The sequence below is a fragment of the Citrobacter sp. UYEF32 genome (assembly GCF_040546205.1).
Classification (GTDB): Bacteria; Pseudomonadota; Gammaproteobacteria; order Enterobacterales; family Enterobacteriaceae; genus Phytobacter; species Phytobacter diazotrophicus.
The window spans coordinates 811,268-833,165 of sequence record NZ_JBEPNI010000002.1; the positions used below are offsets into that span (position 1 = coordinate 811,268).

A 21,898-nucleotide genomic window follows, 5' to 3' on the forward strand; every position below is an offset into this window, starting at 1 on the left:
ATGAGCCCGGAAACCGCACTGCTGCTGGCTCGTGGTCAGTTTGCGTTTACCATCGGCTTTCATATTGTGCTGGCCGCCTTTACCCTTGGGCTGGCGCAATTTTTGATGGTGCTTGAAGGCCTGTGGCTCTGGCGAAAGCAGCAGGTCTGGCTGAGCCTGTGGCGCTACTGGAGCAAGATATTTGCCCTGAATGTGGCGGTTGGCGTGGTGACGGGTGTGGTGATGGAGTTTTCCTTCGGCACCAACTGGAGCGGGCTTGCCAGCCGCACGGGGGCCGTGCTGGGCCCGATGCTCTATATGGAAGTACTGGTGGCCTTTTTCCTTGAGGCCGGATTTATGGGGGTTATGCTATTCGGAATGGGCAAGGTGCGCCCGTGGGTCCACTTTATGGCGACCTCTATTGTGGCGCTGGGATCGTTTTTCAGCGCCTTCTGGATCCTCGCGGCAAATTCATGGATGCAGACACCGGATGGCTTTGTGATAGGTGCAGAGGGGCGTTTTGAGCCTGTCGACTGGTGGGCGGCGATTATAAACCCTTCGTTTCCGTGGCGGATGGCGCATATGGTCGCGGCCGCCATGCTCGGCACCGCCTGCCTGGTGGCGGCCTGTGGTGCGTGGCACTTGCTGCGCGATGCACGCCATCCGGCGGCACGGCATATGTTTTCTCTCGCCATGTGGATGCTGGTCGTAATGGCCCCCCTGCAAATCGTATTGGGCGATCTGCACGGTGAAAACACGCGCGATCACCAGCCGGTGAAACTGGCGGCTATCGAAGGCAACTGGAACCCGCCGCCGCCGGGCGAGGGCGAACCGATGCGCCTGTTTGCCATACCGGATATGGCGGCCCGTCGCAACCACTATGAGGTGGCGATACCGGATGTGGGTTCCCTGTACCTGCGCCACAATTTGCAGGGAACAATTCATAGCCTCAATCAGTACCCCCAGGATACGTTGCCCTGGGTTCCGCTGGTCTTCTGGTCGTTTCGGATGATGGTTGGGTTGGGGCTGCTGATGACCTTTGCCGGGGTTGCCGGCCTGGTGGTGCGCCTGCGCCGCCGTCTGTTTCACGCACGCTGGCTGCTTCGCCTGATGGTGCTGATGGCCCCGGCGGGGTTTGTCGCCATGCTGGCCGGGTGGGTGGTGACCGAAGCCGGGCGACAGCCGTGGACTGTGTACGGTCTGCTGCGCACGGCTGAGAGCGCCTCGCCCGTATCGCCATCGCTGGTGCTGGGTTCTCTGGTGTGTATTGTGACGGTCTATCTCGCGCTGTTTGGGCTTGGGCTGTGGTTTTTGCTGCGCATTTTGTCACGCCCGCCGCAACGGGACGAAGAAGGGGCAATGCCGGATGTCGCCAGGCGTACAGGGCAGGGGGGCGCAGAATGAGTGAACTTCTGGGGCTTCCCTGGTTACAGACCCTCTCTGCTGCGGCGCTGGCGGGGAGCCTGTGGGTCTATGTTTTACTCGATGGCGCCGATTTAGGTACGGGCATGTTATGCGCATTCCAGCGCGATGCCGACGCCCGCCATCAGCTTAACCTCTCTTTATTGCCCGTATGGGATGGTAATGAAACCTGGCTGGTGCTGGCGGCAGGGGGCCTGCTGGGGCTGTTTCCGCTGGCCTATGCCATTATGCTTAGCGCGCTGTATGTGCCGGTCTTTATGATGCTGCTGGCGCTTGTGGCGCGCGGCATGGCCATTGAATACCGGCACTATGCGCCACGCCTCTTCGACACGATGCTGGTGGGCGGTTCATTACTGGCAAGCATCTCTCAGGGTGTCATCGTTGGCAGTCTGATTATGGGACTCCCCAACGACGGTCAACAGTTTACCGGGACGGGGTGGGAATGGCTGGGCCCTTTCCCCCTCTTTTGCAGCATTGCCCTGATTACGGGCTACTGCCTGATGGGAGCGGGATGGCTGAACTGGCGTTGTACGGGCAGTCTGGAATACCGGGCAAGGCGCGCTATTCCCTGGCTTAGCGCCCTGACGCTGGTTCTTGTGACCGGGTTACTGGTCTGGACCATTTTTCTCCATGAGACCTGGCGGCAGCATCTCCTCAACCCCTGGCTGTGGGGGCCGCTGTTAACCATTGCGTCTGCCGGGCTTGCGGTGCTGTGGATTGGCCTTTCACGGCACTATGTGTTCTTGTCGATGGCCGCCATTCAGATACTGGTCAGTTGTGCGTTCGCGGCGCTGGCCTTTACGTTGTTCCCTTTTATTGTGCCCGTGAATCTCCTGATTCAACAGGCGGCGGCACCGGTGAAGACGCAACAATTTCTTCTACTCTGCTTTGGTCTGCTGGCGCCGATAACCTTAGCCTATAACACCTGGGTCTTTCGCGTATTTAGCGGCAAGATACATTAGCTGCCCGCCAATAAAAAACAGACATTTTCGTCATGGTGAATAAATAGACTGATTTTTTCAAAGCATATTCCGCTGCGCTTGTTGTTTTTATTTTATTGTCTACGGAGAGGAACAATGAATGGAAACTTAATTTTTGTTCTATCCTTTATATTCTTAATGGGTAAATAAGATGGAGCGTAATCGATGCAGCCTTAATAAAAGGCGGCAGATAATTCAGATTAATACCTAACATTTACCGTTCTGTTTATTCAAAGCCGTTAATCAGGAGACGCGCCTATGAAAGCACTCGCCTATCATGGACCTCATAACGTTAAAGTGGATACGATGCCCGACCCTGGTCTTGAGGCCCCGGATGATATTATTCTGCGTGTAACCGCAACGGCTATTTGCGGCTCAGATTTGCACCTCTATCACGGTAAAATACCGGGCACCCATCATGGTGATATTTTTGGTCATGAATTTATGGGCGAAGTGGTTGAAGCGGGCCCGGAAGTCAAAAATGTCACTAAAGGCGACCGCGTTGTTATTCCATTTGTGATTGCCTGCGGAGACTGTTTTTTCTGCCGACTGCAGCAATACTCCGCCTGCGAAAACACCAACAGCGGGAAGGGCGCAGCACTGAACCGTAAGAGCATTACGCCGCCCGCGGCCCTGTTTGGCTACAGTGACCTCTATGGCGGTATTCCTGGCGGGCAGGCGGAGTATGTTCGCGTCCCGAAAGCCAACACCGGGCCGTTTAAAGTCCCCGCACACTTGCCGGATGAAAAAGTGCTTTTCCTCTCCGATATCCTGCCAACGGCCTGGCAGGCTGTGAAAAACGCGGAGATAAAAAAGGGGTCAAGCGTGGCCATCTACGGCGCCGGACCGGTAGGACTACTGACGGCGGCATGTGCGCGACTGAATGGGGCCGAGCAGATTTTTATCATTGATCACAATGATTATCGGTTGGCGTATGCCCACCAACGCTATGGCGCCATTCCCATTAATTTCGATAAGAATGATGATCCCGCCGCCTGGATCATTGAAAACACGGCGGGCCATCGCGGTGTCGATGCGGTGATCGATGCGGTTGGCTTTGAAGCGAAAGGCAGCCTGACCGAGACCGTCATGAGCAACCTCAAGATTGAAGGCAGTAGCGGCAAGGTCCTCCGGCAAGCCATCGCAGCCGTGCGCCGTGGCGGTATTGTCAGCGTCCCTGGCGTCTATGCCGGATTTATCCACGGATTTATGTTTGGCGATGCCTTTGATAAAGGGCTGACCTTCAAAATGGGCCAAACCCACGTCCATGCTTTCCTGCCTGATTTACTTGAGCTTATCGACCAGGGCCACCTCTCTCCGGAAGAGATTGTGACACATCATCTTCCGCTTGAAGAGGCGGCGCGGGGCTATGAAATCTTCGATAAGCGCCAGGAGGAGTGCCGTAAGGTTATTCTGGTGCCGGGCCTGAGCGCGGAAAAAGCAACCCTCTGATGGGAAAGGGCGGTTGCCTGCGCAACCGCCATGTGGATGACAGGAGGAAAATAATGACAACACCCGCTTTATCTATCGCCAACGAACTGGGGCGATTGCTCACTGAAAAGAAGTTACGATTGACGACGGCCGAATCCTGCACCGGTGGGTTAATCGCCTCGGCGCTTTGTGCTTCTGACGATACGCCCTCGTTTTATGGCTGTGGATTTATCACCTATACGGATGGCGCGAAAATCACGGTGCTGGGCGTCAAAGAAGAGACAATTTCAGCCCATACCGCGGTGAGTGAACAGACGGTGAAGGAGATGGTTTCCGGCGCTATCGCCCACTCCGGGGCGGATGTCAGCCTGGCCGTCAGCGGTTATGCCGGGCCGGATGGTGGTGAAGATGGCACCCCGGCCGGGACGGTCTGGTTTGCCTGGCAACTTCCTGACAATGTCATTGTCGCTAAAGTAAAACATTTTGAAGGTGACAGTGAATCGGTTATAAAACAGGCCGCCAGTTATTCATTAGGCACCTTAATTATGCTATTAGCGGATGATCAGTAAGCGCATTTCTTTCGTCAGGTATGCAGACCTGCCATCGTCATCAATAATTTAATCAGTGTGCTGGCGATAAATAACGCCAGCACACTGCCAAACCACAGTGAAATAAACCACATCACTTTTTTCACTGCGCCGCTTTGTTTACTGTTCATCAATGATAACCCTCCCCATGTTCAATTTTCCCGCGGAACACATAATAGCTCCAGAAGGTATAGACAAGGATGACGGGAATAATCAGTAGCGCCCCCACCAACATGAATCCCTGACTTTGCGGCGGTGATGCCGCCTGCCATAGCGAAATATCAGGAGGAATAATATTTGGCCATATGCTGATGCCGAGTCCGCTAAAACCGAGGAAAATTAACCCCAGGGTCAATATAAAAGGCAGGGTATGGTGTTGCGGGTTATGTAAGGTACGCCATAACCCCACGCTTAAAATCAGTACCAGCAACGGAACGGGCGCAAAAAACCAGAGATTAGGGAAGCTAAACCAGCGCGTCGCGATCGCTTCGTGGGTGAGCGGTGTCCAGAGACTGACAATCGCCATGGCCAGCAGTAAACCGAGAAGTAATGTCCTGGCGGCCACCCGCATTTTTTGCTGCAACGCGCCCGCGCTTTTCATCACCAGCCAGCTTGCGCCAAGCAAGCCATAGGTAATCACCAGTCCAAGACCGCAAAATAGGTTAAATGCCGTAAGCCAGTCCAGCGCGCCGCCGCTAAAGGTGCGGCCCGTGACGGTAAAACCATTGATCACCGCGCCAACGACCACCCCCTGCGTAAAGGTGGCAAGTAAAGATCCTGCGAGAAAGGCTCTGTCCCAAAAGGGCTTATGGTGGGGTGTCGCTTTAAAGCGAAACTCAAAGGCAACGCCGCGAAAAATAAGGCCGATGAGCATCAGTGTCAGGGGAATAGCCAGTGCGTCGGTGATCACCGCGTAGGCGAGGGGGAAGGCCCCAAACAGCCCGGCGCCGCCGAGCACCAGCCAGGTTTCATTGCCATCCCAGACCGGTGCGACGCTATTGACCATGACGTCCCGTTCCCCCTCGTCCGTGATCAGGGGAAAAAGAATGCCAATGCCAAGATCAAAGCCGTCCATCACGATATACATCAGCGTGGCGAAGACAATAATGACAAACCAGATAAGCGATAAGTCGATACCCATTATTTTCTCTCCCCGGTCTGTAAGCTCTCGCCAGCCGCAGAGAGCGGGCGTGCGGGTCTGCCGTCGGTGGGGTGCTCATCCCACGGCTGCGGGCCTTTTTTAATCAGGCGTGCGATATAGCCATATCCCACACCGAAGACGGAGGTGTAGACGATAATAAATGTCGCCAGACTCAGGCTCATCTGCAATGTACTGTGTAACGAGACGGCGTCAATCGTGCGCAGGAGGCCATAGACAACCCAGGGCTGGCGGCCTGATTCCGTTGTCACCCATCCGGCAAGCAGGGCGACAAGACCAGCCGGACCCATACACAGCGCGAAGTGCAGAAAGGGCCTTGAGGTATACAAGCGGTGTCGATATCGCAGCCACAGCGACAGAATACCCAGCGCTATCATCAGCAGCCCCATCCCGACCATCAGGCGGAAAGACCAGAACACAATGGTGGAGTTTGGCCTGTCAGCTTTCGGGAAGTCTTTTAGCGCCGGAACCTGGTCGTGTAGAGAGTGAGTCAGAATCAGACTGCCCAGCGCGGGAATGGCAACAGCGTAACGTGTGCGCTCTTCCTCCATATCCGGCAGGCCGAAAAGTAATAAAGGAGTGGCTTCGCCTGGCGGGTTTTCCCAGTGTCCTTCAATGGCGGCTATTTTGGCCGGCTGATGCTCAAGGGTGTTGAGCCCATGCATATCGCCCACAAAGGCCTGCACCGGGGCGACGACCAGCGCCATCCACATCGCCATCGATAACATCTTTCTGATGGCAGGGGTGTCATTGCCACGCAACAAGTGCCAGGCCGCAGAGGCGCCGACAAAGAGGGCGCTACTTAAAAAGGCGGCAATCGTCATATGCAGTAAACGGTAAGGGAAAGAGGGATTGAAGATGACCTTAAACCAGTCGGTAGGGACCACCTGACCATTTACAATCGAAAACCCCTGCGGCGTGTGCATCCAGCTATTGGACGCCAGGATCCAAAAGGTGGACATCAGCGTGCCGAGCGCCACCATACAGGTCGCGAAGAAGTGCAGACCGGGGCCTACCTTATTCCAGCCAAAGAGCATCACCCCTAAAAACCCGGCCTCAAGGAAAAAGGCCGTTAGTACTTCATAGGTCAACAAAGGGCCGGTAATACTCCCGGCAAATTGCGAGAAGCCGCTCCAGTTGGTTCCGAACTGATAGGCCATGACCAGACCGGAGACCACCCCCATCCCAAAGTTAACCGCAAAGATTTTTAACCAGAAATGATACAAGGCGCGCCAGTCAGGGTTTTTGGTCTTTAACCATAACCCCTCCAGCACCACGAGATAGCTGGCAAGCCCAATCGTGATAGCCGGAAAGAGAATATGAAAAGAGACCGTAAAAGCGAATTGTATTCTTGCCAGATGAAAGGCATCTAATTCAAACATCACGATCCCCTTATCAAAAAAACACCCCTTGGCTAAGGGGTGAATAACACAGGCATGCGACTGCTGATGTTATTTGGGTTGTGGTTCCCCATTTCCGAGTTCGGCACCGGTTAGGGGGTCGACAGAAGGGTCAGACTGGGTACGTTTAGCCATGGCTTTCACCAGCGCCTGCTGCTCTTTGCTGAGCGTGACAGAGGCTAAACCATCGCCACCATCAACGGCAGGCTGCGGATCGGCAACGTACTCAAAGTTTTCATCACTATTCCAACTGCCACGCGGGTCGTCCCCTTCGGACATGTTGTAATAGACGTTGGTGTATTGTTCGATAGGCGGCAATTTGCCCGGCGGGAAATTGTTGCGAATCGAATAGAGCGCTTTCTCAAAAGAGAGCATATGCGCGGCTTCACGGGTCATTAAGAAGCTCAGCGCATCTTTCACACCCGGATCATCAGTGACGTTAATCAGGCGCTCATAGATAATTTTGGCACGTGCTTCGGCCGCGATATTCGAACGCAGATCTGCCGTCACTTCACCAATGGTGTCAATATACGCCGCCGTCCAGGGATAACCCGCAGAGTTCGTTAAAGCCGGGCCGCCGCCGTAGAGCAGGGAGGTGACATGGCTGTCATTCCCGTTCTGCGTTAACGAACGGTAAAGCTCTGCTTCGTTCTCCGTCCCCTCTGCAAGCTCGCCCTTAGCGCCTTTATTGAGCATACCCACGAGAGAGCCGATGATTTCCAGATGGCTCAGTTCTTCGGTAGCGATGTCCATCAGCATCTCTTTGCGACCGACATCATCATCCCCCAGCCCCTGGGTAAAATAACGGCAGGCTGCGGCTAATTCGCCTTGCGGGCCACCGAACTGTTCCAGTAAAAGGTTGGCGAGACCGGGATTCGGCTCACTGACGCGAACGGTATATTGCAACTGTTTAACGTGTCGAAACATAGTCTCTCCTGATATGTCGTGTTATTTTTTCGCTTCGACGCCGTCGGCGGCGTCACGCAGTAAAAATTGTTCGGTCACATCCGGCAGATGTTTAAGTGCCCAGTCGGCCATGGCCTCTTCCTGGGCGAGGATTTGCTCAAAAGTTGCAACGCTTGCGGTGTCGCCCACCTTTTTTGCCGCGCTGATTAATGAGGTATAACAGGCGATTTCGAACTGCTCGAAAACGTAGCTGCTAATCGCGCCTTTTACGATCTCGTCCGAGGCAAACATGCCGCCCGCGGCCTGACCCATGGCGCTCATTTTACTGGTGGCATCTTTCATGATGGAGCGGTTGATGCCGTTGCGATCAAGCACCTCTTCAAGAAGGGTGATCTGCCCCTGAGTCTCCGTCAGGTGTTGTTCAATTCGCGCGCGCAGGTCCGGATAATTATCGATACGTTTGCTCATGGCGTTGAGCATGGATTCGGCCTGTTTTTCCATCGCGTGGGCATCGCGCAACCAGTCGTGATAATTCTCTTGTGGGGTCATATTCTTTTCCTTTCATCGTCGTCATTTTTACTTACCGGTAAGTGAAATTAAGCGAATGCATTACGAGGGCGTCTATTTGCCTTCGGCTTTTTTATTAATCGATGAGGTGGCAATTTTTGTGAGAAGATTATCGGTGGTTTTTTCTTCTTCAAGCGTCGCGGAAAGCAGGTCATAGGCTTTTTTAAGCCCTAACTGGCTTGCCAGCGTACAGAGCGTGCCGTAAGAAGCAATTTCGTAATGTTCAACTTTTTGCGCAGCGGCAATAAGCCCGGCATCACGAACACTGCCTTTTTCTGTGGCTTCGATAACTTCATTTGCTTCGTCAATAAGCCCTTCCATCGCATGGCATTTCATACGCTTAAGCTTGATATTCGGTTCGGCTTCAATGAGCTGGTCGAGACGCTCAATTTGCCCCTGCGTTTCTTCATAATGTTTTTTAAACGCGTCAGCGAGTTCAGCATTCGACGATTCGCGGGCAAGTTTCGATAATGCACGAGTGAGCTGCTTTTCTGCACTGTAAATATCAGACAGGCCATGGATAAAGAAATCAGTCAGTGAATTGATCTGCATAAATATTACCCTCGAGGTCAGCGAAAATAATAGCGAGCCGAAACCGACTCGCTATCAGTATTGCTATTAAACCAAACGTTAAACTTAATTGATCGGTGAAAAATTAGTCACCCGATTTGCGGCCGCCGCCATGGCTTTGTTGACCGCCTTTTTTACCTGCTTCAGAGGCGCGCTGCGGATCATTTTTAAAATTACCGCCGCTATTTTGACCACCTTTACGACCTGCTTCGGATGCTTTTTCACGATTTTCTGCGAAATTACCAGAACCGCCACGATGTTCAGCCATGTTATTTCTCCAGTTTCGTTGTTTAAATAAAACGACATATTTTGCATCTCATGTCGTCGGTGTTCGTATTAAAAACTAGCCGAGTACTGAAATTAGTCAAAGCGAAGCGGTAAACTTATTATCGAATAAAAATTAACCTCGTGGTTTTATTTTAAGCGATAGTGGTATCTGGCATATATCTTTTCAAATAAGGGGGTTAAGTCAAAGTTCAATGCAAATGCATTAATAACGTAGGTTACTATCTATCAAAACCAGGGATCCTGACGGCTTTTCTTGACATTAATTGACATTTCTCGCCGGTTTTTTATCTGCGATTGATAACGTATTTTAATCATTTTAAGACTTATCTCAGTAGGGGGGATGCCCAATAAATTGCTGATAAATGACAAAGATACCTAATTAGGGGTGGTTCATGTCCTGCTCCAAAAGTAAGCGAAACAGCAGAATTGGGTACGATCGCTTATAGAGACACACAACCGCAGGCGCAGAGGGATTTCCCCTGCATCTGGTAGCAATGACATATTCCTTATGCTGATAAAGCAGGAAACTCACTAACTGGTCGCATTCGGACAGTGCCTGAACCGGTCAGAGAGATAAATAAATGGGTGATGAGGAGACAGTATTGTCGGGTATGCAATAAAACCAGGCCGTTACAGAATAATAAGGAGAAAAGGGATGAGAATAACGCTGAAAATGAGTTGCCTTTTATTCTTCTTTATTCGGTAGCTTGCGATTGGCTAAACATCTCACCAGACGTAACTGCCAGGGGGCAAGACGAAGCGGTATATCGTCGTTATCAGAGTAATGGATAGTGATGATATCGGGTGAAGTAACGGTAGTGTTATCTGCTATTGTCGATTCATTTTGCTCTGGTGGATCTTGTGCTGGCATGAACAACTCTCCTATTTTTTACGGTTTGACTGCGTGTGCAGTGCAGTGGCAGGGTAAATGACTTCATGTTATAAGCTCCTTGTTTGCAGTGGGTTAAGTGTTATCGGTAAAGCCGTCAGTAAGCTTCAAAAAAAGTAAACGAGCCGTTACCGACTCGTTTATGGACGCTCAATGAGTATTAAGCGTGGTGATAAAATAAACGTTATTTTTTATCACCGCTGTGGCTGTTCTGGCCACCTTTTTTACCGGCTTCAGAAGCACGTTCAGGGTCATTTTTAAAATTACCCCCACTGTGCTGTCCGCCTTTTTTCCCTGCTTCTGATGCTTTCTCACGGTCTTCTGCGAAATTACCTGAGCCGCCTCTATGTTCCGCCATTCTATATCTCCCGTATGGGTTTTTGATATAATCGATACGACAACTAATACCGTATCAATCGCGTTCAGGAATTAACTCTAGCTGTTCACGTAAATTCGTCAAAGCGCAGCGCAGAAACATTTTGTCGCAAAGCGAGGGGAGTAATTTATTTGATTTCTAAAAATAAAAAGTTGAAGCGAAAATAAAACGTTATTGAATCAATAGAGTTGGTGATAAATGTAATTCAGGAATATTCATTACATCCGTTATTTGTTGTGTGATGTTGCTGGTTTTTTCTGCCATTAAAGCTGTATATATACAAATCTTTACAAATGTTGTGCGCACAAATTCTACGCTCAGTAAGAACTGTGTATTAAATCGATGGCTTATTGAATATGCCATTCTGCGTTTTTGTCGTGTTACGCCTTTTTAATACGCCGTGGTTGAGTGTGACATCGGAACATAAGAAGTTGATTTTACGTGAGAGGGCGAATGTCAGATGACGTGAGTCGCTTATCAACATGAGGAGACGAATATGCATTCCGAACATCAAGACTGTATCGATGCCTGTTATCAGTGTGCCATCGCCTGCGAGCATTGTGCCGCAAGCTGTCTGAACGAAGATGACCTTGCGATGATGCGAAATTGCATCAAGCTGGATGTGCAGTGTTCCGCGCTGTGTCGCCTGGTGGCTCAATTTATGACGCTGGAAAGCGATCATATTATGCCGCTTTGCCGTATTTGCGTGGATGTTTGCAGAGCCTGTGCGGAAGAGTGTGGCAGGCATCAGCACGCGCATTGCCAGCAATGTGCACAGGCCTGTCGGGCCTGTGCACAAGCGTGCCTGCAAATGGTCGCCTGAGATCCCGATATTAAGTTACTCGGGAACTGTGCCTTCCCCTTGTTGGGAAGGCCATTTCCAGTTTTGCACCTCGGGGAGATCCTCGCCATATTCCCGCACATATTGATGGTGCGCGGCAATCTTCTGTTGTAACGCTTCCAGAATATCCTCCACATTTCCCTGCAAAGACGGTATGCGCAAAAGCGCCTCTTGGGCCAGATGGAAACGGTCGAGCCCGTTAAGCACCGTCATATCAAAGGGTGTCGTGGTGGTGCCTTCTTCCATAAAGCCGCGAACATGAAAATTTTGATGGTTGTTACGCAGGTAAGTGAGACGGTGAATCAGACTTGGATAGCCGTGAAAAGCGAAGATAACCGGTTTATCACGCGTAAAAATCGCATCAAAAGCCTCTTCACTCAGACCATGCGGGTGTTGATCCTGCGTCTGTAGCGCCATTAAGTCCACCACATTCACCACCTGGATACGCAGTTCTGGCACATAGCTACGCAGAAGGTCGACGGCAGCAAGTGTTTCCATTGTCGGCACATCGCCCGCACAGGCCATCACCACATCCGGCGCTTCGCCTTCCGATACCGTACCGGCCCAGTACCAGATGCCCATCCCGGCGGCACAGTGTTTTGTCGCACCCTCCAGCGTCAGCCACTGTGGAGCGGGCTGTTTTCCGGCCACAATGACATTAATGCGATCCCAGGTTTGCAGGCAGTGCCCGGCTACGCACAGTAACGTATTGGCATCCGGCGGCAGATAAATACGGACAATCTCGGCTTTCTTGTTGGCGACATGATCGAGAAAACCCGGATCCTGATGGCTGTAACCGTTATGGTCCTGTCGCCAGACATGGGAAGAGAGCAGGTAGTTGAGGGACGATATTGGCGCGCGCCAGGGCAGATGGCGCGACACCTTCAACCATTTGGCATGCTGATTGAACATGGAGTCGACAATATGAATGAACGCTTCATAGCAATTGAACAGACCATGACGTCCGGTCAGCAGATACCCCTCAAGCCACCCCTGACACTGATGTTCGCTGAGGATTTCCATGACCCGGCCATCGGGCGCAAGTTGCTCATCATACGATTTAAGCGGTTCCAGCCATGTACGGCTGGTGACGTCAAAAACGCGGCTTAGCCGGTTCGATGCGGTCTCATCCGGCCCGAACAGGCGAAAATTATCCGGGTTACGCTGAAAAATACCTGCAAGCCACGCTCCCAGTGCGGCGGTGGATTCTGCCTGGCTATCGCCCGGTGAGGTGACCTCTACGGCGTACGACGCCAGCTCAGGTAAGATCAGGTCTTTGCGCAGCCGACCGCCATTCGCCCAGGGCGAGGCTCCCATCCGTTTATCGCCTGTCGGGGCAAGGGCGCGCAGTTCTGGATGCAGACGTCCCTGCTCATCAAAGAGATCGTCGGGATGGTAGCTGCGCATCCAGTGTTCCAGGATGTGTCGGTGTTCTTCATTTTCACGGCACGATGAAACCGGAACCTGATGCGCGCGCCAGAAATTCTCCACTTTTTTGCCGTCAACCGTTTGTGGACCGGTCCATCCTTTGGGGCTGCGAAGGATAATCAGCGGCCAGCGCGGCACGGATGCAGCGGCACTGCCGCTTCGCGCCGCGTGTTGGTAATCACGAATGGTATCCAGCGCGTCGTCCAGCACCTGGGCCATTTGGTGGTGCATGATTTTTGGCTCGTGGCCGCTAACCAACAGCGGTTCGTAACCATAGCCACGGAATAACTGGCGCAGGTCTTCATCGCTGGCGCGACCGAGAATGGTCGGGTTAGCAATTTTATAGCCATTGAGATGCAGTATGGGTAGAACCGCGCCATCGCGGGCGGCATTGAGAAATTTTATACCGTGCCAGCTTGAGGCGAGTGGCCCGGTTTCTGCTTCACCATCACCAATGACACAGGCGGCAATCAGCGTTGGGTTATCGAACACGGCACCGAAAGCATGGGAAAGCGAATAACCCAGCTCGCCCCCTTCGTTAATGGAGCCGGGCGTTTCCGGTGCCGCATGGCTGGGGATCCCGCCGGGGAAGGAAAACTGGCGAAACAGCTTTTTCATGCCTTCGCCATCGGGGGTAACGTCGGGGTAGATTTCGCTGTAGGTGCCTTCAAGCCAGGTATTGGCCACCATACCCGGCCCCCCGTGTCCGGGGCCGCATACATACAGCATATCGAGATCGCGCTGACGAATGGCACGGTTCAGGTGGGCATAAATAAAGTTCAGACCCGGCGTGGTTCCCCAGTGTCCCAGCAGACGGGGTTTGATGTGTTCTGGTTTGAGGGGCTCGCGTAATAGCGGATTGTCCATCAGGTAGATTTGCCCGACGGAGAGATAATTGGCTGCTCGCCAGTAACGGTCAAGCAAGGCGAGATCATGGTCGGTAAGTGAGTTTATCTGGGTCATGCAGTTCTCCATGCAAGGGGTTATGCGTGCCACGCAGATTCAGACGCAGTACAGGCCAAGTATAGACAGGGTGATTTTGGCGACGGCATAACGCCGCAAGGATGGAAACATCCGCACCGGCGTGCGGATTTGAACGAGGGGGGGTTAGCGGTGAGAAAGCTTCGGATTAAAAGCGGTCAGACGATACTCTGAAAGCCCATCTGCTGCATGGCCTGATCGCCGGTATTAAGCTGCTGTTGCACCGCATCGATATCTTTTTTCATGTCGCGGTCATCTTTGTCTTCATCGCGCATTTTGCTTTTGACCATCGACAACAATGAGCGCAGTTCACGCACCACATCTTTTAATAGCTGCGCGTCTTTATGCCGCGAGTCGCTCTCCTGCAACTGCTCACGGATACCACTATAAAGCGATTGCGTCAGGCCAGCGCTATCACTGGTTTCACTGTCATCACTCGCTGACTTGTGGTTTTCCTGGCCGTCGTCAGAGGCGCGTGCAGCGGCCATAGCGTCAGTTTTGCTCCCGGCATTGCCGTCTGCCAGGGACTGAATCGCACTGTACGCCGCCGTACCGCTGCTACTTGTGTCGACGCTATTGCTTGTACTGGCGCTGTCACTCTGCCCGAGTTGCGATGCCGCCTGACCCATCTGGGCCGAGAGTTGTTTGAGCTGTTTAAGGACGTAAGCAGAGGCATTGCCAAAACGCATCAGCATGGCTTTAAGGCGCTCAATTTCTCGCTTTATCGCTTCCAGTTTTGCGCGCGCGTCGGCTTTGCGTGAGGCGGCGCTGAACTCATTCAACCGGTTAACGGCCTCAAGGTCGTTTTGCAGATTAGTGTAGTAATCTTTCGCCTGTTGGCTCAACGAGACCGTGCTATCGGCGGTGGCCGTTGCCTGCTGTGGAAGCGCGGATGCTGAATTTTGTTCGCGGTTTCGGGACGTCGTGTCCGATGTCGCGGTGGATAACGAAAAGCTGGCATTACCTGTGAGGGTTGGTCGTAGCATGCGTATCACTCCGGAGGTCCATTCTTTCTATTAACGGCACGCTTTGCGGAATGCTTTAACACTATTCACACCCTCTCAGGGCGTTGCGCCAGAAGAGGGTGCGAAAAGGCGGGTAGTTAGGGTTGCGGCGGAAACTGACCTAGCTGCATGAACAGACCGAGCCAGTCCTCCATATGCCAGGTGGCCGTAATACGCTCACCGTTAAGCTGATGCATCTCATGCAGGCGAATGCTCACTTTTTTACCCGTCGCGGCAATCCCCATAAAGGTGCCTTTATGCGTACCGGTTATCTCGGCGCGCACGGCAATCTGCCCCGGTACCTGGATGACGTCATGAATAACGATACGCACATCCGGGAACGCCGCGGCAAACATCGCTATGATTGGCTTGAGCCCTTCCGGCCCTGGCTGCTGGCCGGGCGCTAACGGGATATCGGCCCAGTCTGCGGTAACGGCCTCATTAACTAAATCCGGCTGTTGCAGGCTAAAGGCCTGGTAGAGCGTTTCGACGGCTTTACGTTCTGTCAAAAGGCGATGGGCGATTTCTTCATGGTCTGACATGGTTTTACCTCTGGCTGGGACGCTTTTTGGGGAAATGCTTTAATGTGCCGCCAGTATCCCATCGGCAGGTGGTATAAATGAAATAGATAACAGATATAGAGGAATATTCGTTCTATGGATTTTAGAGGGCTTGATCTGAATCTGCTGGTGGCCTTTGATGCGCTGATGGAAGAGCAGAATGTCACCCGCGCGGCTATTCGGGCCTCGGTGAGTCAGCCTGCGATGAGCGCGGCACTGTCGCGCCTGCGAAGCCATTTTGCCGACCCGCTCTTTATTCGCAGCGCCTCTGGTCTGGTACCGACTGCCAGGGCGAAGGAGATTGCGGTCCATGTGACGAAAGCGCTGCAGGAGCTGACAAACCTGCTGACGCCGGATGACGCCTTCGCGCCGCAGGAGAAAAAAATCGCCTTTACGCTGGGGATGTCTGAGTACCCAACGCTGGTGTTGCTGCCGGGTATTATGCGCGCCATCAGCCAGCAGGCGCCTGGGGTGACGATCCATGTGCATACGTTTGTTGATCGTGATGAAGCGGTGTCGATGCTGGATGCCGGCAAAGTTGATCTGGTCATCGGCATCGCGCCCACCCAGTCAGAAAGCCGCATCCTCTCACAGCCGCTTTTCAGCGATGAGTTTGTCACCCTGGTGCGGCGTGACAGCGGTGCGGCACGCGATGGCATGACGCTCGAAACCTATCTCAGCATGGGGCACATCCTTGTCTCCCCGGAGGGGAGCCATTATGGCCTTGTGGACGAGTGGCTCAGGGCCAAAGGGTTACGCCGGGAGATCCGCCTGACTTTACCGGTCATGGTTGCTGTGTCCTCCATTGTTCAGCAGACCCATTATGTCGCGACGGTGCTCAGGCGCAGCGTGCTTGCCAGCGAGCAGAGCAGGGACGTGGTGATGCTGACGCCACCCGTAGAACTGCCTGCCATTGAGTTCAATTTGCTCTGGCACCGCCGTTCCGACGGGGGGAGCGCGCAAAAGTGGCTGCGCAAGTTGATATGCGCCTGTGCCAGCGAACTGATGTAACAAAAAGGGGGGTTACCCCCAGTCCAGCCCGCGCGGTGAGCTCGAAAAACCGACCTCCCGCAGCAGGGTAAAGAGCGGCATCTGGCGTACAGGCGTGTCGTTAATCTCCTCCAGCGTGAAGTGCAGACGCGGCTCCCGGCGCAGCGCAACCGCCAGCGCACGGAAGACCTGCCCGGCGATGGCCTCGTCATCGTCCATCCAGATAATCATCTTTTTTCCGCCCTGAGCAAGGTAGAGGCGCAGTATGCCCCCGGCAATCACAATCAGCGCGCCATTGCGGCGAGTCGGCACCAGTGAGGAAGGATGAGCCGGCCACGGCAATTGCGTACCGAAGGGGTTCGCCGGATCGCTGGCAGACAGCGCGACCGGCGTGAAGACCGCTTTTTCAGGTTGTGTCGTCGACAGCTCGCGCAGACGGTCAATGGTCAGCCGTTCGGCAAATTGCGTACCGCCCATCCCTTCTACAAAACGCCCACGCAGAATACGCCCGGCATCTTCCATATTGCGATAGACGGTCTGCATTGCCGGAAAACCGCCAGGCAGGTTCTCCATCATCACCGCCCGTCGGCTGACTATGCCGTAGCGGTCGAGCATATTGTCTGCCAGCGCAAGTAACCATTCGGTGTCACTGAGTGTATCGGCGAGCAACAACGACCAGCGCCCGGCAAGCGTCGGCGTACTGAACGACATGTGCACCGCCCTGGCCGGGTGGGGCGCCAGCGCCGGACGCCCGCGTCGGCTTCGAACGCGACGCTGAGATGACGGGCGGGACGTGCTCCCCATGCGGGATAACGCGCGCAGAGGCGACCAGATATCGGTGGTGATATACCCCAGCCAGACCAGCCCCCACAGCGCTTCATGCAGGGCATCCGGCGTCAGCGTCTCATCGTCTGGGGCGCGGTGCGAATCAATAAGCGCGCTAAGCTGATGGGCGAACCAGGCTCCGCCGTTGGCAAGTGCCGCCAGAATGTCCCGCTGTAGCGGAGAGAGTGCCGCGCTGTCTGCGTGCGGCACGCTCAGGGTTTCCGCTGCATACTCCTGGATATGCAGGGCGACCAGCCCGTCATCGTCACCGAGTTTTTTCTGCCCGGACCAGATCACTTCGCCCGTTGAAAGCAGCTCATCAAGCATCTCCGGGGCGTAGTCCCGCACGCGTGCGGGTAAAATCTGGCTTTCCCACAGCGTTGCCGGTAAGCCCAGTCCGGCCAGTTGCTCGATAACGCGCAGGACGCCGTCAACGCCTTCAAACACGCCGCCGGATAAGTTGCTATGAAACGCCGGGCTGCCATCAGACCCGGCAAGCAACCCCTGGCGCTCCAGCAGCAGGCGGGTAAAAGCCGTCGCCGGGACCGGGCGTGTCGCTTCGCGGGCCGCCTGCAGCGAGCGGATACGCAGGCGACGGAAAATCTCTTCACCCACCCAGTCTAAGGGGGAGCGCGCGTCTGGCTGTGCAGGTTTCCCGGCGCGCAGGCGCATCACTTTGCCCTGGCCGCGCAATTTTTCCAGCGCCTCTTGCGCCACGGCGACGCCAAGGCCGAAGGCGTGGGCGATCTGCTGAACGGTAAACAACGTGTGGGTCTGAACATAGCGCAAAAATAAGTCAGCGAGCGGGGTCGCCACCGGATTAAGCCAGATGTCGGGCAGATCCGCTGGCAACCGTACCCCCAACGCATCCCGAAGCCGTGCGGCATCGTCCATACAGGCGATGCGCTGGCTTTCGCCAATCGTGACCACAAAGGCGCGCCGTTCCGCCAGCAGTTCCTCCAGCCAGAGGTTAACCGCATCCCGGCTCTCCCGGTGGCGCGCGGCGAGATCGTCTGGCGTCATCGGGCCCAGTTCGCGCAGCAGGTCAAAAAGGCCTTCTTTGCCACGGGCTTTGCGATCGGGGGCCAGGCGCTGCAACTCATCGTCGATCTGGCGAATGACCAACGGATCGAGCAGCTCACCGGGATCGGCCTGGCCCAGCAAGTTACCCAGCAGTTCGCTATCCAGAGACAATACCGAGGCCCGGCGTTCGGCGAGCGGGGCATCGGACTCATACATAAATTCTGCCACATAGCCAAAGAGCAGGCTGGCGGCGAAAGGCGACGGGGTGGTCGTCGTCACCCCGGAAATCTGCACTTCCCCGGTGTTCAGGCGGCGCATCAGTCTGTCCAGCGCGGGCAGGTCGTACACGTCCTGCAGACACTCGCGTACGGTTTCCAGCAAGATGGGGAAATCCGCATAGCCGCGTGCGATCTCCAGCAACTGACCCGCACGCAGGCGCTGTTGCCAGAGGGGGGAGCGACGGCCAGGCGTGCGCCCAGGCATAAGCAATGCGCGTGCGGCGCACTCGCGAAAACGGGCGGCAAATAACGCAGAGTTGCCCACCGCATCCCGGACAAGTCGGCCTAATTTTTCGGGTTCGAAAAGAAATACGTCGGCGTCCGGCGTTTTTCCCTCGGTATCCGGTAGCCTGGCGACGATACCGTCGTCACTGGCGACAATGGAGGCGTCTGCCCCCCATAACGCGTGAAGACGTCCGGCGATCGCCAGCGCCCAGGGTTCATGCACCCGACGGCCATACGGCGAATGCAGGATGACGCGCCAGTCGCCCATTTCATCGCGACAGCGCTCCAGCACCAGATGTCGGCTGCCCGGAATGATCCCCGTGGCGCTGCGTTGCTCCTCGATGAGCCCTTTGATGTTGGCAAGCGCGTTTTCATCGTGGCTTAACCCCGGCAAGGCGAGCGCGTTGGGTGAGGCGAGAAATGACTCGTCGGCAAGGGCATGCATAAAATCGCCGATCAGTTCGCCGAGTTCGGCGGGACGCCCGTTCCCTTCGCCGCGCCAGAACGGCAGCCTGGCGGATCGACCGGGGGCCGGGGTCACAATCACCTGGTCATGAGTGATTTGCTGGATGCGCCAGGAGGTGGCCCCCAGAGTGATGATGTCATTGACGCGGGACTCGTAGACCATCTCTTCATCAAGCTCGCCCACCCGCCGGGCACCTGGCTGTTCTTCCCCTTCCGGGAGCAGGACGCTGAACATTCCCCGGTCAGGGATGGTGCCGCCGCTGGTCACCGCCAGCAGATGCGCGCCGGGGCGGGCGGTGAGCTGACCACTCTCCCGCTGCCAGATAATCCGTGGCCGGAAAGCAGAGAAATCACCGGAAGGATAGCGTCCCGCCAGCATATCGAGCGTGGCGTCAAAGACATCCCGTGGCAGCGCTTTCCACGGCGCTGCGCGACAAACGGTGGCATACCAGTCATCCACGTTTAGCGCATCCATGGCAACGGCGGCGACAGTTTGCTGGGCCAGCACATCAAGGGGATTTCGCGGCGGGGTCAGGGTCTCAAGTTTACCCGCCAGCATACAGTCGACCACGACCGTGGAATCAATCAGCTCACGCCGGGTGCGCGGATAGAAAAGGGCTTTCGATATACCGCCCACCTGATGTCCGGCGCGGCCGATACGCTGCAAGCCGCTGGCAACAGAAAGGGGGGAGGCAATCTGAATCACCAGATCCACTGCCCCCATATCAATCCCCAGTTCAAGGCTTGATGTGGCGACCACGCAGCGCAATTCCCCGGATTTCAGCGCCTGTTCTGTGATGGCCCTTTGTTCTTTTGATACGGATCCATGATGCGAACGGGCGATAAACACCTGCCCGGTTTGTGCACGGTTGGATGTCGCCCCGGAGGACGAAACAAAGTGCGCAGAGTCGCTTTGTTCTTCGGGCGATTCTGCCATGCGCGAGGCATAGAGTTCATTGAGCCGGGCAGTCAGTTTTTCCGCAAGACCGCGGGAGTTGGTAAACACAATGGTCGAGTTGTGGCTGAGTACCTGGTCGAGGATACCGGATTCGATATGCGGCCAGATGGAGCCTTCTCTGCCCGCGTGGCTGATTTCCCCGGTTCCGGCACTGGTGGAGAGAACGTCATCGAGATTGGCAACGGGCACCACAATACGAATATCCGGATGGCGAAGGGCCGGTGGGTTGACCACGGTAACCGGGCGATCGCCCCCCAGAAACTGCGCAACATCGCCCGGTGAACGCACCGTCGCGGACAGGCCAATACGCTGGGCTGGTCTGGCAAGCAGGGCATCTAACCGCTCCAGGCTGAGGGCAAGATGCGCGCCACGTTTGTTGCCCGCCACCGCATGGACTTCATCGACGATAACCGTTTCGACACCGCGCAATGTTTCGCGTGCCCTGGAGGTGAGCATCAGGTAGAGCGACTCCGGCGTGGTGATGAGAATATCAGGAGGATGGCGCACAAGTGTTGCCCGCTCCTGAGAAGAGGTGTCGCCTGTGCGCATCGCCACGCGGATTGCCACTTCCGGCGCGCCGTGTTTTTTCCGCTGTTCGCTGATGCCCTGTAACGGGATCTGTAAGTTGCGCTGAATGTCGCTGCCCAGGGCTTTTATCGGCGAGATATAGAGAATGCGCGTGGTTTTTTTTCTCTCGACCGCCTCCTCAGCGGGGGCGTCACCTTCACGATAAAGCTGGTCCAGGGCGTAGAGAAAGGCCGCCAGCGTTTTACCTGAACCGGTAGGCGCGATGGCGAGCACATGTTCCCCGGCATTGGTTGCCGCCCATGTTTGCGCCTGTACCGGCGTGGGGTGCTGAAAAGCGCTGACAAACCAGTCGCGGGTGGCGGGCGAAAAGATCTCAGCCAGTACGGAGGGTAAAATGGTTTTCTTTGACATCTTTCCTGCTCCCTGTGATGTCTGCCGCGACCGGAATAGTAATTAGGGTAGAAGGATAAGTGTAACGCAGACGCCGGGGGTTGAGCCGATGGGTTTTTGCCCTTAATAACAATGACGTGATGGTTTACGCAGAATTTAATATCCCCGGATAGACATTGCGGATATCGTAAATGCGGCGTTTATTCGGGATGAGGGTTGAGATGAAGATCTACTGGAGTGGTAAAGATATTCCGGAGCTTGCGGGGCTGCCTGCCAGCGTCGGCCATAAAAATTACAAAGAAGCCCGATCGCGTGCCAACAGCCATGTGGCGACCTGGCTGGGGGGTGTTGTTTATTTGGGTTTGATGGTGGGGCTCTCTGTCGTTTTTGATCGCGTTTTCCCTGGTAAAGGGACATTCGCACACAGTTTTGTGACCATTATTTGCGCCTTGCTGCCCGCCACCTTTATCTGGAATCAGATCACGATTTATGTCATGCGCAAATATTACACGCATATTCTCGTGCGCAGGTCGGCGGCGTGCGGAGAAGTAGAGAAAGCGGCGGAACGGCTGATGGATGAAGCTGATGAGCGTGAGTTTCAGCAATGGCGTGTTCTGCGGCGGTTTGGTCGGTGGGGGCTGTTTATTGTGATGCTGGCGGCTATCTGTAGTCTGGCGACATCGGTGTAGCGATACGGAACCCGGATGGCGGCGCAAGCGCCTGATCCGGGCTACCACCGGTTTTCTCCCTCAGCCCCCTGGGAGAGGGTTGGGGTGAGGGGAATATGCGGCTCGGAAGGTGGGTTCCGTTCACCTTATGTTCATGGCGAAATGTCACCTCCGGACACG

General features: G+C 54.9%; 20 protein-coding genes. 7 read left to right on the plus strand and 13 right to left on the minus strand.

All coding sequences use genetic code 11. The features are described from left to right. The 4 genes from ABIB59_RS08260 to ABIB59_RS08275 all read left to right on the plus strand — a co-directional run bounded on the left by ABIB59_RS08260 (position 1) and on the right by ABIB59_RS08275 (position 4,381). Positions 1–1,383: a cytochrome ubiquinol oxidase subunit I gene (locus ABIB59_RS08260; RefSeq protein ID WP_354034916.1), complete on the plus strand. Its 1,383-nt coding sequence runs from the start codon at positions 1–3 to the stop codon at positions 1,381–1,383. Next, positions 1,380–2,363 (plus strand): cytochrome d ubiquinol oxidase subunit II, encoded by a 984-nt coding sequence (locus ABIB59_RS08265; RefSeq protein WP_354034918.1) that lies wholly within the window; start codon positions 1,380–1,382, stop codon positions 2,361–2,363. The genes ABIB59_RS08260 and ABIB59_RS08265 overlap by 4 nt, the downstream gene beginning before the upstream one ends. A gap of 276 nt (positions 2,364–2,639) precedes the next feature. Beyond that, positions 2,640–3,833 (plus strand): zinc-dependent alcohol dehydrogenase, encoded by a 1,194-nt coding sequence (locus ABIB59_RS08270; protein WP_193795911.1) that lies wholly within the window; start codon positions 2,640–2,642, stop codon positions 3,831–3,833. 53 nt (positions 3,834–3,886) lie between these two features. Further along, complete coding sequence (locus tag ABIB59_RS08275; protein ID WP_039079293.1) at positions 3,887–4,381, plus strand: 2-oxo-tetronate isomerase; 495 nt, start codon at positions 3,887–3,889, stop codon at positions 4,379–4,381. Between the two features lie 14 nt (positions 4,382–4,395). Here the strand turns inward: ABIB59_RS08275 and ABIB59_RS08280 are convergent, their stop codons facing one another. From ABIB59_RS08280 to ABIB59_RS08320, 9 genes are all read right to left on the minus strand, one after another. Beyond that, complete coding sequence (locus ABIB59_RS08280) at positions 4,396–4,530, minus strand: DUF2474 family protein (RefSeq protein WP_082027085.1); 135 nt, start codon at positions 4,528–4,530, stop codon at positions 4,396–4,398. Beyond that, complete coding sequence (cydB, locus tag ABIB59_RS08285) at positions 4,530–5,540, minus strand: cytochrome d ubiquinol oxidase subunit II (RefSeq protein WP_296433151.1); 1,011 nt, start codon at positions 5,538–5,540, stop codon at positions 4,530–4,532. Before cydB ends, ABIB59_RS08280 begins: the two co-directional genes overlap by 1 nt. Further along, positions 5,540–6,940, minus strand: coding sequence for a cytochrome ubiquinol oxidase subunit I (locus tag ABIB59_RS08290; protein ID WP_354034921.1), 1,401 nt, complete (start codon positions 6,938–6,940; stop codon positions 5,540–5,542). Before ABIB59_RS08290 ends, cydB begins: the two co-directional genes overlap by 1 nt. Positions 6,941–7,009: 69 nt before the next feature. Beyond that, complete coding sequence (locus tag ABIB59_RS08295) at positions 7,010–7,885, minus strand: manganese catalase family protein (protein WP_039079290.1); 876 nt, start codon at positions 7,883–7,885, stop codon at positions 7,010–7,012. A gap of 21 nt (positions 7,886–7,906) precedes the next feature. After that, positions 7,907–8,413 (minus strand): ferritin-like domain-containing protein, encoded by a 507-nt coding sequence (locus ABIB59_RS08300; protein ID WP_039079289.1) that lies wholly within the window; start codon positions 8,411–8,413, stop codon positions 7,907–7,909. Between the two features lie 72 nt (positions 8,414–8,485). Beyond that, complete coding sequence (locus tag ABIB59_RS08305) at positions 8,486–8,983, minus strand: YciE/YciF ferroxidase family protein (RefSeq protein WP_071194890.1); 498 nt, start codon at positions 8,981–8,983, stop codon at positions 8,486–8,488. Positions 8,984–9,086: 103 nt separating this feature from the next. Further along, entirely contained in the window at positions 9,087–9,269 is a 183-nt protein-coding gene (locus ABIB59_RS08310; RefSeq protein ID WP_039079287.1) for a con-10 family general stress protein, read from the minus strand. 705 nt (positions 9,270–9,974) lie between these two features. Further along, positions 9,975–10,160 carry a hypothetical protein gene (locus ABIB59_RS08315; protein WP_125124805.1) on the minus strand — a complete coding sequence of 62 codons (186 nt, stop codon included), beginning with the start codon at positions 10,158–10,160 and terminating at the stop codon, positions 9,975–9,977. A gap of 202 nt (positions 10,161–10,362) precedes the next feature. Next, the gene (locus tag ABIB59_RS08320; protein ID WP_064572407.1) at positions 10,363–10,536 is read right to left on the minus strand and encodes a con-10 family general stress protein; all 174 of its coding nucleotides are present in this window, start codon (positions 10,534–10,536) and stop codon (positions 10,363–10,365) included. 514 nt (positions 10,537–11,050) lie between these two features. Between ABIB59_RS08320 and ABIB59_RS08325 the strand changes: the two genes are divergently transcribed. Next, positions 11,051–11,377: a four-helix bundle copper-binding protein gene (locus tag ABIB59_RS08325; protein WP_079496594.1), complete on the plus strand. Its 327-nt coding sequence runs from the start codon at positions 11,051–11,053 to the stop codon at positions 11,375–11,377. A gap of 15 nt (positions 11,378–11,392) precedes the next feature. Here the strand turns inward: ABIB59_RS08325 and ABIB59_RS08330 are convergent, their stop codons facing one another. The 3 genes from ABIB59_RS08330 to ABIB59_RS08340 form a co-directional block, all read right to left on the minus strand. Then, entirely contained in the window at positions 11,393–13,786 is a 2,394-nt protein-coding gene (locus ABIB59_RS08330; RefSeq protein ID WP_354034925.1) for a phosphoketolase family protein, read from the minus strand. Positions 13,787–13,962: 176 nt separating this feature from the next. Further along, the gene (locus tag ABIB59_RS08335; protein WP_354034927.1) at positions 13,963–14,790 is read right to left on the minus strand and encodes a hypothetical protein; all 828 of its coding nucleotides are present in this window, start codon (positions 14,788–14,790) and stop codon (positions 13,963–13,965) included. 116 nt (positions 14,791–14,906) lie between these two features. Then, positions 14,907–15,350 carry an ester cyclase gene (locus tag ABIB59_RS08340; RefSeq protein ID WP_039079283.1) on the minus strand — a complete coding sequence of 148 codons (444 nt, stop codon included), beginning with the start codon at positions 15,348–15,350 and terminating at the stop codon, positions 14,907–14,909. A 114-nt stretch (positions 15,351–15,464) separates the two neighbouring features. On the opposite strand from ABIB59_RS08340, the gene ABIB59_RS08345 reads away from it, so the two are divergent. Next, positions 15,465–16,379 carry a LysR family transcriptional regulator gene (locus tag ABIB59_RS08345; RefSeq protein ID WP_039079282.1) on the plus strand — a complete coding sequence of 305 codons (915 nt, stop codon included), beginning with the start codon at positions 15,465–15,467 and terminating at the stop codon, positions 16,377–16,379. Positions 16,380–16,391: 12 nt separating this feature from the next. Here ABIB59_RS08345 and ABIB59_RS08350 read toward each other — a convergent pair whose 3' ends face one another. After that, a complete protein-coding gene (locus ABIB59_RS08350; protein ID WP_354034930.1) occupies positions 16,392–21,071 on the minus strand; it encodes an ATP-dependent helicase in 4,680 nt (1,559 codons plus the stop codon). Positions 21,072–21,271: 200 nt separating this feature from the next. Here ABIB59_RS08350 and ABIB59_RS08355 point away from each other — a divergent pair, with 200 nt between their 5' ends. Then, the gene (locus tag ABIB59_RS08355) at positions 21,272–21,739 is read left to right on the plus strand and encodes a hypothetical protein (RefSeq protein ID WP_354034932.1); all 468 of its coding nucleotides are present in this window, start codon (positions 21,272–21,274) and stop codon (positions 21,737–21,739) included. Positions 21,740–21,898: the final 159 nt, after the last annotated feature.